This window comes from Marinomonas alcarazii (assembly GCF_003208215.1).
Classification (GTDB): Bacteria; Pseudomonadota; Gammaproteobacteria; order Pseudomonadales; family Marinomonadaceae; genus Marinomonas; species Marinomonas alcarazii.
The window spans coordinates 613,644-628,148 of sequence record NZ_QKLW01000001.1 but is presented as its reverse complement, the minus strand read 5'-3'; the positions used below and the strand labels follow the sequence as shown (position 1 = coordinate 628,148).

The window sequence follows — 14,505 nt, the reverse complement described above, 5'->3', positions numbered from 1 at the left end:
GATGCTTTCAAGACGATCTTTCCTTGCAATGGGTAGCGCTTTGAGCGGTGTTGTCATAACTACCCCCTCATGGGCCGCATTAACCCAGCAGAACCCAGGGAAAAAGCTGTATGCCTCTGCATATTCTCTGGGTAAGCAAGAGCACTTCTTTGGTTTGTTTGACGAACAAGGGAGCCTTATATGGAATACGCCACTCACAGATAGAGCACACGCTCCTGTTGTTCACCCTAATCAAAGTATTGTTGGAATTGTTGCCCGCAGGCCAGGATTCTTTATAGAGTTCTTTGATGTTTCAACCGGCCAAAGAATTACTCGTATCGAGCCTAGCAAAGAGCATCATTTTTATGGGCATGCCCTTTTCAGCAAAGATGGCAAACGTCTTATCACTCAAGAGAACCATTACCCATCAGGACAAGGCAAGATATTCATTCGCCAGTGGCCAAGCGGTGACATTATTCAATCATTTAACAGTGAGGGTATTGGCCCCCATGAATCCGTTCTTTGGGGCGATAATGTTTTGGTCATTGCCAACGGCGGCCTCATGACTCATCCAGATGAAGACAGAAAAATATTGAATCTGGATACTATGAAACCCAATGTCACTTATTTAAATTTAGATAATGGAAAAGTATTAAATCAATCCGAAAATAGCGCTGACTTGCATCAGTTAAGCATCCGCCATCTGGATGTGAATCAGCAAGGTACGGTGGCACTGGGCTTTCAATATCAAGGTGACATCTGGGATCAAGTCCCTCTTGTCGCCCTATCCCGGCTTGAGCAATCAAATCTTGACTACTTGCCTATTCCAGAAGAAGTAAGAATACGCTTTAAGCAATATTGCGGAAGTGTTTGTTTCGATTCATCGGGGGAGGTATTGGCGGTAAGCACCCCAAGGGGCGGCTTAGTGGCCTACTGGCATGTCCATTCAAAAACGTTTTTAGGTATTGATAATTGCCGTGATGTTTGTGGTGTTTCAGCCACCAACAACCCGCATGAATTTATGTTATCCAGTGGAGCCGGATCGATACTGAAAAGCAACCCTGTACAAAGCACAACCACATCGATCGAAAATCATACAGATTTACATTGGGACAATCATTTACACCCAATTACCGCGTAAATTTTCATTTAAATGCAAAACTAACATAGTCAAATTAGCACTTTTTAGGTACTGTCTTACGTAAGCCATAAATAACTGTGGCTTATATTCTTTTGCATTATGAAGTTGATTAATGTTTATTGATTTTCTTAAAACTTATTTTTTAGCCGACTCTGACGCTTCTTTTGGAAGAGGCAAAAAGACCTTCCAGCAAAGCGCACTCAGAATTTTATTAGCGCTTACCATCTGCATCTTTGCCATCTCAGACTTACACTTTTTATTCACACATAGTGATATTGCGTTAATCGGATTAAATACACTCTATCTTGGCCTGCTGGTTGGGTTGCTTCTACTAAGTAACAAGTACACAAAAGTCACTGCGGTTTTATTTCTTTTGGTTCTGCTCACCACGAGCATTTTACTCTTAAACTTTAGTAATGAGTCCTATGCTGAAAAATACGCACTGGTCTCTTTATACTCGTTACCGCTTATTACCAGGCTTCTATTCAGCTTTAAAGCGTCGCTAGCAGCTATGGCTTTTAACCTCTTGCCTTTTTGCTTAGTAGCAATAAAAAGCAATGACATTGAGCAAGTTGATGCTACGTCTTTTTACTTCCAGCTGCTTACTTTTGTGACACTCAATATTGGCCTACCACTTGCTGTTTCAAGAATCATCCAGATGCTTGAAAACAATGTTTCCCACATGAGACTACTGAACAAAAAACTCAACGATAATTACGCTATGTATGAAGAGTTTTTTGAAAATACAGGGACACCGACTCTACTATGTGATCAGAAAGGAAAAATATTAAAAGCCAATCAACTAGCTCGTGAATTACTAACAGGGCCAAAGCAACATGACTTTGTAGACTCTAGCATAATAGATTGGCTAACACCGGTATCCGATAGTAAGAACGCATTTTGGAAATCTAATCTTGTAGAGTGCACATTAAAACAAGACAGTGCCGTGCATATAGAAATGCGTCGCGTCACATTGACGCAACATGGACATTACGCACTTCACCTACAGAACAATACGCAGCTGTATGCTATCCAGCAAGAACTCGAAAACACTCAACAGACCAATAGTCGATTAGCGCATTTTGACTTGCTGACCTTGCTGCCAAACCATAGACATTTTTGCCGTCAGATAAACCAACGAATTGCAGAGCAAGATAAGCACCTAACCGGTGCTATGTTTATCATTAGAATCAGCCAGTTCAAGCTACTTAATAAACAATATGGCAAAGACAACGCAAACAAAGTTATTCTAAACTTCGCTAAGACACTTCAAAATAAGCTTTCAGACCAAGCAATTATAGGTCGATTACGTGGCGTCAAATTCGCTTGCTTTGTACCGCTTGGACAAGCCTACCTAATTCAAAAAAACCTATCGACACTTATCCGTTCTGTTTTGCCTAATCAAATCATGATCAATGGCAGCCGCCTGAACATGGACTATCAAGTCGGTATCGCTTATTACCACACCGATGGGAAAAACGCAGAAGAGCTATTAGAACACTGTGAGATGGCACTAGAATATTCAAACAGCACAGAGCGACTTTCCTACTACAATCACAGCCTTGAAAACAAACTCATTGAAGAGCATAAGCTAGGTTTGAAGCTCAGCGCTGCCATCAAGAATAAAGACATCAAGATTTGGCTTCAGCCACAAGTTTCTCCAAATGGGCAAATATGTTCATTTGAAGCCTTAGCCCGCTGGCAAAATAATGGGAAATTCATTCCTCCTACCACCTTTATAAAAATTGCCGAGAAACTTGGCCTATTGCCTTTATTGGCCGAAAACCTCGTTCGTGAGCTTGTCGCTACTTTATCGGAATGGCACAAGGAGCACATTTATACACCCATTGCTTTCAATCTAGCTGGCCAAGAATTAATGAATGATACCTTCTTCGCCCTACTTATGACTTTGGTGTCAGACAATCCATGGTTGGCGGATATGATGGAACTAGAGATAACCGAAACCAGCTCGGTAATGACACACCCCCTAATCCATAAACGCTTAAGAAGCTTATCTCAATATGGCTACTCCATCGCCATTGATGACTTTGGAACAGGACAAGCCTCTCTAGGCCAACTTGTAGATATCCCAGCTAACATACTCAAGATTGACCGCCGCTTTGTCACACCTTTACCTGGCGATCAACGCCATGTAGACATTGTTAAATCAACGATAAAGCTTGCCGAGTCTCTTGGCATGAAAGTCATTGCGGAAGGCATAGAAACAAAAGAACAAGCCACATTATTGGCTGCTCTAGGTTGTAACACACTACAAGGCTACTATTTTGCTAAGCCTTCTCCTCTGTCTGATTGGACGGCACAAGACAACGCCAAAGCCAAAGAACTACGAATGGTTTATTAAGTTCCTGCCAATAAGAAGTAGCACCCCAAAATACCAGTTCCCAGACACTAAAAAGCCAGAGTTCAAAATTGAACTCTGGCTTTTTTAAGCGCTAAACCTGAAAGGGATAGATTAGAACGCCATATTCATCGCGACAGAAATAACATTGGCAGACGATTTGTAATCTGCATCTAAAGTACCACGAGAAGCATCTTCCTCGCCTGTCGCAGTGAAATCACGATCAACAGATACATCGTCTATCATCACATGAGTAAAGGCAAAAGTCGCAGACGTCATCTCATTAAAGTCATAGGTAGCACCAAAAGAAATCCACTTACGATCACCATCTGGCGTACGTGCAGAGCGGTATTCATCCGTCACAGGAGAATCATCCATGGCAACACCAGTACGCAAGGTCAGCTTATCTGAATAGGCGTAAGTTAAACCTGCAGAATACATCCACTGGTCTTCAAACCCAAAAGTAAGCACTGAATTTGGTTGCTTACTATCAAAGTCAATATTAATGCCATCCATTGAACCCCAGCCGGTGCGTATGGCGCTAAGACCTAAAACCAACTTAGGCGTCAAATCCTGTTCAACACCAAGTGTAAGCACTGATGGAAAATCAATTGAGTCAGTAACATTAGCGTTAATTAATTGGTATCCCGCTCCAGCAGTAGTAAGCCCTTGATTTACACCAGCAACATTTTGGTATTTAACATCGCCTTTAAAATCAAAGCTTACCTCGCTACGATATCCCAAACCAATGCGAGTCCCCTTTCTTGGCTCTAACGCTACACCAAGACTGTAACCATAACTGGTATCATCCGCTTCAATCCGACCAATACCTTCTCCACCCGCCGCAGCAGTAGAAGTACCAACAGCAGACTCAAGAACAACTTCCGCCTTATGAATCTGAACACTCGCGCCAACAGATGCCCAGTCATTAACACGATGCGCTAGAGAAAAACTCAGAGCAATATCCTGAATCGCTGTTTCTGTCGCATGAAAACGTCCAGCCCAATCTTGCCCATAATCCCCTGATAAACCAAATGGCACATTCAAGGAAACACCAGCAACTGTTCTTTCATTAATCGGCTTAGCAAAGTAAAAAGCAGGCACCAAGGTGTTATCAACGGAATCGTTTGTAGCGCCATCAGCTGATAAATCTTTAGCCCCCCCAGCTAAAGCTGGTGTAGCATCCTTGGCTGAATTCAGTGTCACATCCATTGTCGGCATCACATAAGCGCCAGACACATAGACAGTTGTTGATTTTGCATTGGTCAGTAAAGCGGGGTTCCAGAAGCTGGAAGAGATGTCTTCATTTGAAGCTGCCACCCCTCCTAAGGCTTTACCCGAAGCTGTAGCACTGTGATCATTTAAAGCAAAACCTGCCGAATAAGCTGATGACGCTGCAGCAACAGAAGCAGCAACCAAACTTGCACGAAACAAGAATTTTGAAGGGATAGTCATAATTAAGCTCCATTGTTATTTTTATTGGAATTTCATTGTTCATCATGAACCAATTATACGCCTCAAGTATAGAAGCACATAAGCTGATATTACCAGCAAGTATGTCTTACGCAATACAATATTTGTAAATTATTTCATCACATAATAAATAGCGGTCACAAAGATCTACGTGGAGTAGTTAGGGTCAGGTCAGGTCAGTAATAATATGTGATGATTTATTCAATTAGTGGGCATTCACTTTGCCTAAGCGAACTATGGTTAAGATTGTATTTAGGAATGGGGTAAGGAAAGACGCAGAGCCCTGTGTGCCAGTGGTCAGGCCCCAACATAAATCCTCATTTATTCGATAGATAAGTGTGCCTTTTAACCAGTCAATATCTAATACATCTACTGCAGAAAAGTCGGAGAACCGGTTAACGAGCAGATAAGCGGCTTTGTTGAGACTTTCTTTGAAGGAGAAGATGGCTGTGAACAGCTCGCACGTCAACCTACGATTAAATCGCTTCATATGTGAAATGTTTCTTACATCAGCTGATAAAAATTGGTGGTTATGTAAACTTCATCAAAGTATTTGGATGAGGCGTTTCGCCCGGTTCACAAAAATCATTTCATCCAATGACATTTTATTATTTATCAACATATGCACTTTCTTAGTGTAATTTTAAACTCTAAATCTTGAGCTTTAAATTGAAAAACCGCTTAGTAAAGCTATCAATTTTTTTTGTTAAATTTACTAGACGGTTTTTAACGCCAAAAAAGTCATGATATGTCCTGGGAATGGGCGGGAGAAGTACGCTTGCCCAGTCACGTCTGTGGTGAGGTCGTCGGTTAGGCGTTGGTTAATTCGGTAGGTCAATTGCTGTTGTTCTGACTGAATATCAATGACATCTATAGCAGAAAAGTCGAAGAAGCGTTGTACATAGGGAAAGGCGGCTTTGTAGAAGCTTTCTTTTACGGAAAAAATTAAGGTATAGAGTTCAGGGGTAAGAAGCCCTTGAAAGCGATTGCGCTCAGTTAAGGTAAGAATTAGGTGGCTGGTGTCTTGCACTGTTTTTTCTGACACGATGCATTCGATATCAAGGCCAATGCTTAGGTCTGGGGACACCACAGCTAAGGCAATGCCGTCGCTGTGGCTAATGCTGCCCCAAAGCTCGTTAGGCCAAATCGGTTGACGTTGATCGCCGATGCTGGGCAATGCTCTTGCGCCATATTCATAGAGCGCTTGTCTGGCACAGTTACGCCCTGCAACAAACTCAGCAAGGCGTTTAGGTGCAGCACGATTTAGGGAGCTGGGGACTGCAATATCGAGCATAGCCGCTTGGTCTGCTTCATAGCGAGAGACATCAAACCGACACCAATAGATACTTGAACAAGATGCTTTTAAGGGCGCCGTAAGACATCCTTGCTGTGAAATAAATCCGTTTTCCATGTCTATAGCTGAGTCAAAGCGGCTCATTATTCTTCCATTAATGTACGATCACGCTCGGCAATATGTGAGTTCAGCAAGTACGCATTACCAATCAGCCCCCCCATAGATTCACCGTAGCGGCTGCGGTTGAAATAGAGAAACTGGTGGTGTTTCACGGCAAATAGATCTTGCCATTGCTTGGAGTCACGTATTGACTGGGTCGCTTCTCGGCTATTATATAACGGCTCATAAGTGTCTATAATATAGTCGGCGTCGAAATCACTCATACGCTCTAAGCTATATTCCAAACCTTCTTTGGCCTCATTATAGACAGTAGGACGGCTCAAACCAAAGTCTTTGATGACTTCGCCAAGTCCGCCACGAGCGATTAGATAAATACTGTCTTCATACATTTCCAGCGTGGTCACCGTGATCTTTTCCGGATGTGGGATAATCCGCTTAAACTCACTAACAACCCCATTGTATTCTTTAAGCTGGTCTTGGTAACGGCCTTTTTGATTCACCAAATCAGCAAGCTGGGCAGCCCATTCTTTGATGCTTAATTCATCGGTTGGCAAAATGACCACCGGCGCAATATGTGAAAGCTTTTCTTGTAAGCCAATTTGACTTTGCATGCCGATGATCAAATCTGGGCGCAACGCTGCAATGGCCTCTTCATCCGGTGCTTTATGACTACCGATATATTGTACATTACTCATATCAAAGCGATTCTCGGCACCGCGAAAGTAAGGGTCTTGCCAGAGTTTCTTACGCGCCGAAGAACCGCATGGCTTAACACCAAGCTCCATAAGTTGAATGGTGAGACTAAAGTCATGCAAAGACACCACGCATTGAGGATGTACAGGCACTTCCACCTTGCCATAGCGGTTTTCAAAGACACGCATCTCGGCAGCGTTTGCCACTGTGCTTACTAAACACACCAAGATTACACTGGTGAGATATTTGATTAACTTCACTTTTACCTCTCTTAGCATTTATTTATCGCCCAATGTCACTGGGCCTAAACTCAATGGCGCATTTTGCGCATTAAAAAGACAAAATAAGGGGCGCCAATCATAACGATCACCAGCCCACTCGGTAACTGCAATGGCGCAAACAGAATGCGCCCGATGGTATCACCCAGTAACACCATCAAGCCCCCAACCATAGCCGCCATCGGGATCAACACGCCATGGCGGTCACCACAAAAACGCCGCGCAATATGCGGCGCCATCAAGCCGACAAAGGATAAAGTACCCACCGTCGCCACTGCGGCCGAAGTCAACGCCACCGCCAACAGCAATAAAACAGGAATCATCACTTTAGGATTAACCCCTCGGCTCAACGCCACCGAGTCCCCTAGGCGTAATAAATTCAAAGTACGGAAGGTTGACCAAACCAATAGCCCGGCTATCGACCACCATGCCATGACTTGGATATCGGGCCATGTTACTTGGTGCAAAGAGCCGCTTAACCAGATCAAAGCGGATTCAACCCGCTCAATATCACCATAGGTAATTAATAAATCCGATACCGACGACAATAGCGCCGTGATGCCCACGCCGACAAGAATCAAACGCAACGGTGAAAAGCCCCGTAAAGAAGCCAATATGTAAACAAAAGCCGCGACAGCACCGCCACCTATTAAAGCCGCTAAAGGCAATAAATAATGTGGCAAGGCATTGGGCAACAGAATCAACAACACCAACAAGGTCACGCTGGCGCCCGATTCGACCCCTGTTAACCCCGGCGACGCCAGTGGATTACGAGTAATCGCTTGCATAATCACGCCCGCAACAGACAACGCCGCACCGCACAAAACCGCCGCCATGATACGAGGTAAACGCAGCTCCCATACCAGATTCACTTGTCGCTCAGGCACCGCTTCAGGGGTTAGCAAAGCCTGCACTACCTTGTTGATGTCTAAACCATAACTGCCCGTACTGACCGCCCAGACCACACATGCCACTAACAGTGCAGCAAACACCAGCAACCAAAGGATATCCATCAGACGAGTGCTGAGTATCATGCCGGGCAATGGTTGCCAAATAATCGGGCGATTAAACGTTAACTGACGCATCAACGTACCCTCCAAATAACCAGAGCAATAAAGAATGGCGCACCGATCAGGGCGGTAACGATCCCCGTATTAATCTCATATGGCCGCACTAATAAGCGCCCCATGAGATCCGCACTAACCATCACAATCGCCCCCAGCAACAAGGCATAGGGAATGAGCCAACGAAAGTCATTGCGAATCACAAAACGCGCCATATGTGGCACCACTAGACCAACAAAGCCAATTGGCCCAACCAAGGCGACCGCCGAACCAGATAGCACGACGATGACGAACAAAGACAGTAACTTTAACCGCCCTACTTTTACACCAAGGCCAGACGCTGCCATATCGCCCAAATGATGTGCATTAAGTGACTTTGCCAATAGCAACGAACCCACCATAGCGGGTACTAGATACGGCCACACCCAGTCTAGCTTGCGAATATCGGAGGCACTGATGCTGCCTGTCAGCCAGTTACGTAGCTTTTCTAAGCCTTGTTGATCCACCAGTAACAGTACCGCGGTCATAGCTGAAAAGAGTGCCGCCACGGCTGCGCCAGCCAAAATCATGCGCCCCGAACTTTGCTGGCGCCCCGTGAGCATAACCACCAACAGCGCGGCAAATAAGGCACCAGAAAACGCCAATAACGGAACCGAGACAGAACGGCTGCCGGACACAAATAACAACCCAGCTACCACAAAAAACGCCGCACCGCTGTTGATTCCTAAGATGCCGGGGTCGGCTAGAGGGTTACGGCTGACAGCTTGAATCAGTACCCCCGCCAGCGCCAGCGCAGCGCCCACAACGAGCGAAACAAGCAAACGACTCATACGCATTTCACGTACTAATATTTGCTCACTATCGGAAGCATCGTAGTTAAACAAAGCCTGCCAAACCAAGGCCCAATCGATAGACTTGGCCCCTAACGCAAGATGCAGCCAGCAAACCACTAGTAGTAGCAGACCTACGGCCAACATCCCCATCAATTTGAGGCTGACACCCCCAGACTTTGGCAAGGCTGAAACGCTTGTACTGTCATTCATGCTTAGCCTACCTTAGCCACGGGCATAGGACTGTCCGCAACAATGCCATCATGATCCGTATGTGGTACGCATAATAACTGCTGCCGTCTTGGCTCTCGGATAATGTCTGCATCCAGATTGAAGACGACTTTCAGGTTATCTTGAGTGAAGACATTTTCCACATCACCTTGGGCGTAAATACTACCCTCTTTCATCATAATCATATGGTCAGCATACGCAGCAGCTTGGTTAAGATCATGCAAGACGGTTATCACGCTTTTGCCTTGGGCACACAGCTGCGCGATGAGGTTCATTAACTCTACTTGGTGGGCAATATCTAAATAAGTCGTGGGTTCATCCAGTAGCAATAATGGCGTATCTTGCGCTAAAGTCATGGCCACCCAGCAACGTTGGCGCTGACCGCCCGAAAGCTGCTCTAATGGCCGCTCGACTAGGTCTTCAATACCTGTAGCTTGGATTGCGCTGTCAACGGCTTGTTGATCCGCCTTAGACCACTGTCGCCACCATGTTTGCCACGGGAAACGCCCTTGCATTACCAATTCACGCACTGTCACTCCAGCGGGAGCCGAGGTCATTTGTGGCAGCAATGCCAACTTACGCGCAATGGCTTTGCGCCCTAATGAAGAGAATGGCGCTTGTTCTAACAGAACGCGGCCTTCTTTAGGGGTAAGCAACCCCGCCAAGGTATGCAGCAAAGTCGTTTTACCACAGCCATTACCGCCAAGTAATACAGTTAACCCCGCATCTGGAAAGGTTAAATCTATGTTCTTCAATACCGACTGATTGCGGTAACCAAAACTTAGATTCTCAACACTTAACCTCATCCCATTTTCCTTATACCCAAAATGAAGAGTATCTATAAACAAAAAATGCGGCTCCCTTAAGGAAGCCGCTAATCTAAAAGAAAACTAGCTTTCTAAACCCTAGAAATCCATACGAGCCGACATGTAGAAAGTTCGCGGATCACCTACGTTAATGCGGAAGGCATTGCCAAGGTTTGCTGGGTAGTAAGTTTCATCCGTTAGATTCTTAATACCTGCCTGAACCCGCAATTGCTTGTCATCCCCAACTGGGATGTAGTACCAACTTGACACATCATAGACTGTGTAGCTTGGCAGCTTAAAGCTGTTATCATCGTTGCCATAACGAGCGCCAACGTACTCAGCACCTAAACCAAAACCTAGGCTTTTCAGAGCGCCATCTTGAACTTCGTATGACCCCCAAATACGCGCTTTTTGATCAGGAATGCCATAAGGCGTGTTGCCTTCGCGGTCTACACTGTCGTCGTTATCATCTACGATTTCAGCATCCATATGGGTATAAGACGCTAATACGTTCAGGCCGGGCATGAACTGCATGGTTGCTGTCAACTCAACACCTTTGGTTTCTTCTTCACCGTTTAGTTTGGCTAACAAGTTTTCAAAGGTCATTACGTTTTTACGCTCTAGTTGATAAACCGAAGCCGTCAAACGCAGTTTGTCATCCATAAAGCTAGACTTAACGCCAAGCTCATATTGGGTCGCTTCTTCTGGCGCCATATTATCGCTGCCAGTCACCTGACCTGCTGTAACATCAGGATAGTTTGGTGTAAAGGATTCAGACCAAGAACCATAAACCGACACTTCATCATTCAAACGGTACATAGCACCCAATTGACCACTAATGTTATCGTTATCTCCTTTGATTTTGACTCGACTTGCTTCCGCCTGCTGGGTAAATGTGCCGCCCGACCCCTGTTGATAATAGATAGTATCATCACGGTCAATTTCATAGCGGTCGTAACGTAGACCCGCTAACACATTAAAGTTGTCGTTTACATAAGACAAGTTCTGAATCGAAAAACCCATTTCAGTGTACTGAGCATCGTTGGTGCTCACTTTAGTTTGGGAAACTTTCGAGTAGGCTGGGTTGTTGTCGCTGTAGATGTCTACCACATCCAACGCTGGCGCATAAACACCTGCACCGAATACATTGGATACATCGACTAAACCAAAGCCATCAGAGTGTTTCACATTACGCTGGTGAACGTTTGCGCCAACATATAAGGTGTTGTTGATACCAGCGGCGTAATAATCCCCTGTTAGGCTGTCCGAAATGAACAAACTGTCTTCGGTTACATCTAGGTTAGAGTCCGCCGTGCGAAGTAGCAAGCCATTGGTTGCAACAGCCGAACCTTGTTGAGCGCCCCTCAACTCAAGCAGATTAGCTGGGTTTGAAAAATCGACTGCACCAGTTCCTTGAGTCCAGCTGTCATTTAGACCACGGTATGGGCGCGCTTGATAATCATCAAACTCTTTTTCGTAATAACCAAGTTTCAATTGGTTCTTCCAACCACCTTTGAAGTAATGGTCAAAATCAAACTGAACTTTTTGCTCTGTGCTATCACGCTCATCGTAACGGCTACCTAAGCGACGCTCCACTGGGATATCCGCGATGTCCAAACCACCTGTACCGTTTTCAACGGCTACAGCGCCACGGTCAATTGGCAAATTCTGCTTGGCATGCAAGAAGCTAATCGTGTAAGTGTTGTCTGCATCGGGTGTGTAGCTCAAAGACGGAGCAATGGTTAGCGCTTCTTTATTAGCCGCGTGATCGCCACCTTCGGTGCGTACTTCTCGGTAACTGTCCGAATCTTCTTGGGCAATGATGACACGGTACTGAATCTTATCTGACAAAGACCCAGTGCTATCCAAAGTAACTTTCTGTTCGCCGTACTCATCTAGATCAAGCTGCACACTGTGCGCTGACTTTTTCTCTGGCTTTTTGGTAATGATGTTGATCAAACCACCTGGGCTAACTTGACCATGAAGCACTGATGCAGGGCCTAAAATCACTTCAACACGGTCAATCGTCGCCACATCCACATTGAACCGGTTACTCACTGGGTTACCATCAACAAACAGGTGACTATTCTCAAAACCACGAATGTTTACCTGACTTTCGGTACCACCGAAGCCGTGGGCACGGGTAATACCTGCAACGTTTTGCAGCACATCTTCTAGCGTGTCTGAATTTTGGTCAAGAATAAGCTGCTCTGGAAGCACTTGTACTGAACGAGGCAATTCATTCACATCAGCCTTAAAACCTGTTGCCGAATTAGCTTCATCAAATTCATAGCGATTTAAGTCTGTGCCATACACCGATAGCATATCTAACTGAAAACTGTTTACATCCTCTGCAGTTGCTAGCATTGGGGTAACCATTAAAGTCATAGTACAGGCACTGCGTATAGCTTGGGCTAAAGGGGTAATCTTCATCTATGAATAGCTCCTAGAAGGCATGTCATTTTTTAATATAGCTGTATAATAATATTAATAAGAACCATTATCAATATCATTTGATTTATTTTTCACTACTTAACTTACGAAAAAATGATAATCCCTATACATCTTGAGCTATTCGTACTGACGGCTCACTCATCTCTTCAAACAAGCTGTCACGCCCTACAACATAAGGTCGTATTTGCCCCTGATCCAGCTTATATAAACGGTCAGCTGCGTCGAAATATTTATCATCGTGACTAATAGCAATGACTGTTTTATCTGCTTGTTTTAGCTCCGGCAGAATTTCACGATAAAAGACTTCACGAAACAGAGGGTCTTGGTCTGCGGCCCATTCATCAAGCAACAACACTTGTCGGTCTTCCATATACAGTAGTAACAGCGCCAAACGTTTACGCTGTCCCTGAGACAAGGCTTTAGTTGATAAACTTCCACCGTCAACCGACACCTTGTGATCAATCGCCAAACGCTTGAGATAATGCTGAACCCTAGGGTTATCGAGATTGCCCTGCTCGTCTAACACATCGTCAAACAGGAAAAAGTTTGGAAATATCGCCCCAAAATAGGAGCGATGCTGTTCGGCATTTTCTGGCGTTAATAAATGACCATTCAACGCTACCTCACCGACTGTCGGTAGATACAATCCGGTTAGTAATTTCGCTAAGGTGGATTTGCCGCTGCCGTTACCGCCAATTAAGAAAATCAACTCACCCGCTTGAGCCTTGAAGTCAATGGGCCCCAACTGGAACCCGGACTCGCCACCTTGGGTTGGGTAATGATACTCTGCATGACGCAGCTCTAACGATTGAAAGGTGACAGGCTTAGTCACTGGCACGGCGTTGTCAGATAGGCTTTGTGAGCTTTGACTAAGCTCCAAGTGTTCAATAGCAGACAAGGCCACATTGCCACGAATCACCGCTGGAATCGCTTCTAAGATCATGGCAATAGGAGTACGCAAAAACATAATCGCTAGCACATAACCAACCAGCGCTTCTTGAGAAACGCTTTCTAGTAGTGTTCCCGCAACAAACACTAAACCAATCAGCACGAAGACCAATAACGTCGTCCAGTTAAGGTTAATCGCCCACAGCACTTCGGCTTTAATCGCCGTATCTCGTGCTTGCTGGGCGGTCGGTTCAAAGCGCTGTTGAAACTGAAACTGGCGACGCGGATGGCTTAGCCCCAGTTCATTGCGGCCTTCTACCACCGCCTCATACTGACGGAATAAATCATCATCCAGACGACGGACTTCCTGCATCATGCTTTTTATCCGGCCAGCCAGCAGAATATCGCCCCATACAGCAAGACCAACTAACATTACTAAAAAACCAAATAACAATGGTGATAGCCACGCCAAGTAAACCAAGCCAACGGCTAACAATAAGCCGTTGTACAATGAAATTGGCAGTTGTTTGATAGCGTTAGCTACCATGGTGACATCCCGTGTCAGCACATTGTATAAAGCAGGGGCGCCAAGTGCTTCTTGTTTCACCAGCGGTGTATTAAGAATACGCTGAACAAGATCCGCTCTAAGGCGATACACTAGCTTGTGTCCGAGACCAACAAGTAGAACCTGCGACCCTATACCACAACAAAATAGCAGCCCTACTAAGCCTAAGTAATAGACCAGTGTTTGCCCGATATCCGTCACGCCGGAGTCTAGTGCCTGATTGACACCACCGACAATCGTAATACCTGCCGCTGCACTGCATAAACTCAAGACAAGCGCGAGACAAACGGTGCGTCCCGACTGGGACAATAACTGTTTCATCATGTTCAT

11 protein-coding genes are annotated in these 14,505 nt (G+C 45.2%); 2 read left to right on the top strand and 9 right to left on the bottom strand.

The window, feature by feature from the left end; all coding sequences use genetic code 11:
* Window position 1 precedes the first annotated feature (1 nt).
* Both DFP75_RS02740 and DFP75_RS02735 read left to right on the top strand, forming a co-directional pair.
* Entirely contained in the window at window positions 2–1,120 is a 1,119-nt protein-coding gene (locus tag DFP75_RS02740) for a DUF1513 domain-containing protein (protein WP_110571982.1), read from the top strand.
* Between the two features lie 511 nt (window positions 1,121–1,631).
* Window positions 1,632–3,482, top strand: a complete 1,851-nt coding sequence (locus DFP75_RS02735; protein ID WP_245926935.1) for a GGDEF domain-containing phosphodiesterase — start codon at window positions 1,632–1,634, stop codon at window positions 3,480–3,482.
* Window positions 3,483–3,593: 111 nt separating this feature from the next.
* On the opposite strand, the gene DFP75_RS02730 is transcribed toward DFP75_RS02735, so the two are convergent.
* The 9 genes from DFP75_RS02730 to DFP75_RS02690 all read right to left on the bottom strand — a co-directional run bounded on the left by DFP75_RS02730 (window position 3,594) and on the right by DFP75_RS02690 (window position 14,505).
* Window positions 3,594–4,934 (bottom strand): OmpP1/FadL family transporter, encoded by a 1,341-nt coding sequence (locus DFP75_RS02730; protein ID WP_110571978.1) that lies wholly within the window; start codon window positions 4,932–4,934, stop codon window positions 3,594–3,596.
* A 223-nt stretch (window positions 4,935–5,157) separates the two neighbouring features.
* On the bottom strand, window positions 5,158–5,442 hold the full coding sequence (locus DFP75_RS18760) for a 4'-phosphopantetheinyl transferase superfamily protein (protein WP_110571977.1): 285 nt from the start codon (window positions 5,440–5,442) through the stop codon (window positions 5,158–5,160).
* Between the two features lie 225 nt (window positions 5,443–5,667).
* Window positions 5,668–6,390 (bottom strand): 4'-phosphopantetheinyl transferase family protein, encoded by a 723-nt coding sequence (locus DFP75_RS02720; protein ID WP_110571975.1) that lies wholly within the window; start codon window positions 6,388–6,390, stop codon window positions 5,668–5,670.
* Entirely contained in the window at window positions 6,390–7,319 is a 930-nt protein-coding gene (locus tag DFP75_RS02715) for an ABC transporter substrate-binding protein (protein ID WP_245926933.1), read from the bottom strand. The genes DFP75_RS02720 and DFP75_RS02715 overlap by 1 nt, the downstream gene beginning before the upstream one ends.
* 50 nt (window positions 7,320–7,369) lie before the next feature.
* The gene (locus tag DFP75_RS02710) at window positions 7,370–8,422 is read right to left on the bottom strand and encodes a FecCD family ABC transporter permease (RefSeq protein WP_110571971.1); all 1,053 of its coding nucleotides are present in this window, start codon (window positions 8,420–8,422) and stop codon (window positions 7,370–7,372) included.
* Window positions 8,422–9,444, bottom strand: coding sequence for a FecCD family ABC transporter permease (locus tag DFP75_RS02705; protein ID WP_110571969.1), 1,023 nt, complete (start codon window positions 9,442–9,444; stop codon window positions 8,422–8,424). Before DFP75_RS02705 ends, DFP75_RS02710 begins: the two co-directional genes overlap by 1 nt.
* A gap of 2 nt (window positions 9,445–9,446) precedes the next feature.
* A complete protein-coding gene (locus DFP75_RS02700) occupies window positions 9,447–10,268 on the bottom strand; it encodes an ABC transporter ATP-binding protein (protein ID WP_110571967.1) in 822 nt (273 codons plus the stop codon).
* Between the two features lie 99 nt (window positions 10,269–10,367).
* A complete protein-coding gene (locus DFP75_RS02695) occupies window positions 10,368–12,701 on the bottom strand; it encodes a TonB-dependent siderophore receptor (protein WP_110571965.1) in 2,334 nt (777 codons plus the stop codon).
* A gap of 124 nt (window positions 12,702–12,825) precedes the next feature.
* Window positions 12,826–14,505 (bottom strand): cyclic peptide export ABC transporter, encoded by a 1,680-nt coding sequence (locus DFP75_RS02690; protein WP_110571963.1) that lies wholly within the window; start codon window positions 14,503–14,505, stop codon window positions 12,826–12,828.

What these genes read in the sequence shown, in the direction of transcription:
- DFP75_RS18760 (WP_110571977.1), bottom strand. Translation starts at nt 5,442, where the DNA reads ATGAAGCGATTTAATCGTAGGTTGACGTGCGAGCTGTTCACAGCCATC.
- DFP75_RS02730 (WP_110571978.1), bottom strand. Translation starts at nt 4,934, where the DNA reads ATGACTATCCCTTCAAAATTCTTGTTTCGTGCAAGTTTGGTTGCTGCT.
- DFP75_RS02710 (WP_110571971.1), bottom strand. Translation starts at nt 8,422, where the DNA reads ATGCGTCAGTTAACGTTTAATCGCCCGATTATTTGGCAACCATTGCCC.
- DFP75_RS02690 (WP_110571963.1), bottom strand. Translation starts at nt 14,505, where the DNA reads ATGAACATGATGAAACAGTTATTGTCCCAGTCGGGACGCACCGTTTGT.
- DFP75_RS02700 (WP_110571967.1), bottom strand. Translation starts at nt 10,268, where the DNA reads ATGAGGTTAAGTGTTGAGAATCTAAGTTTTGGTTACCGCAATCAGTCG.
- DFP75_RS02735 (WP_245926935.1), top strand. Translation starts at nt 1,632, where the DNA reads ATGGCTTTTAACCTCTTGCCTTTTTGCTTAGTAGCAATAAAAAGCAAT.
- DFP75_RS02720 (WP_110571975.1), bottom strand. Translation starts at nt 6,390, where the DNA reads ATGAGCCGCTTTGACTCAGCTATAGACATGGAAAACGGATTTATTTCA.
- DFP75_RS02705 (WP_110571969.1), bottom strand. Translation starts at nt 9,444, where the DNA reads ATGAATGACAGTACAAGCGTTTCAGCCTTGCCAAAGTCTGGGGGTGTC.
- DFP75_RS02695 (WP_110571965.1), bottom strand. Translation starts at nt 12,701, where the DNA reads ATGAAGATTACCCCTTTAGCCCAAGCTATACGCAGTGCCTGTACTATG.
- DFP75_RS02740 (WP_110571982.1), top strand. Translation starts at nt 2, where the DNA reads ATGCTTTCAAGACGATCTTTCCTTGCAATGGGTAGCGCTTTGAGCGGT.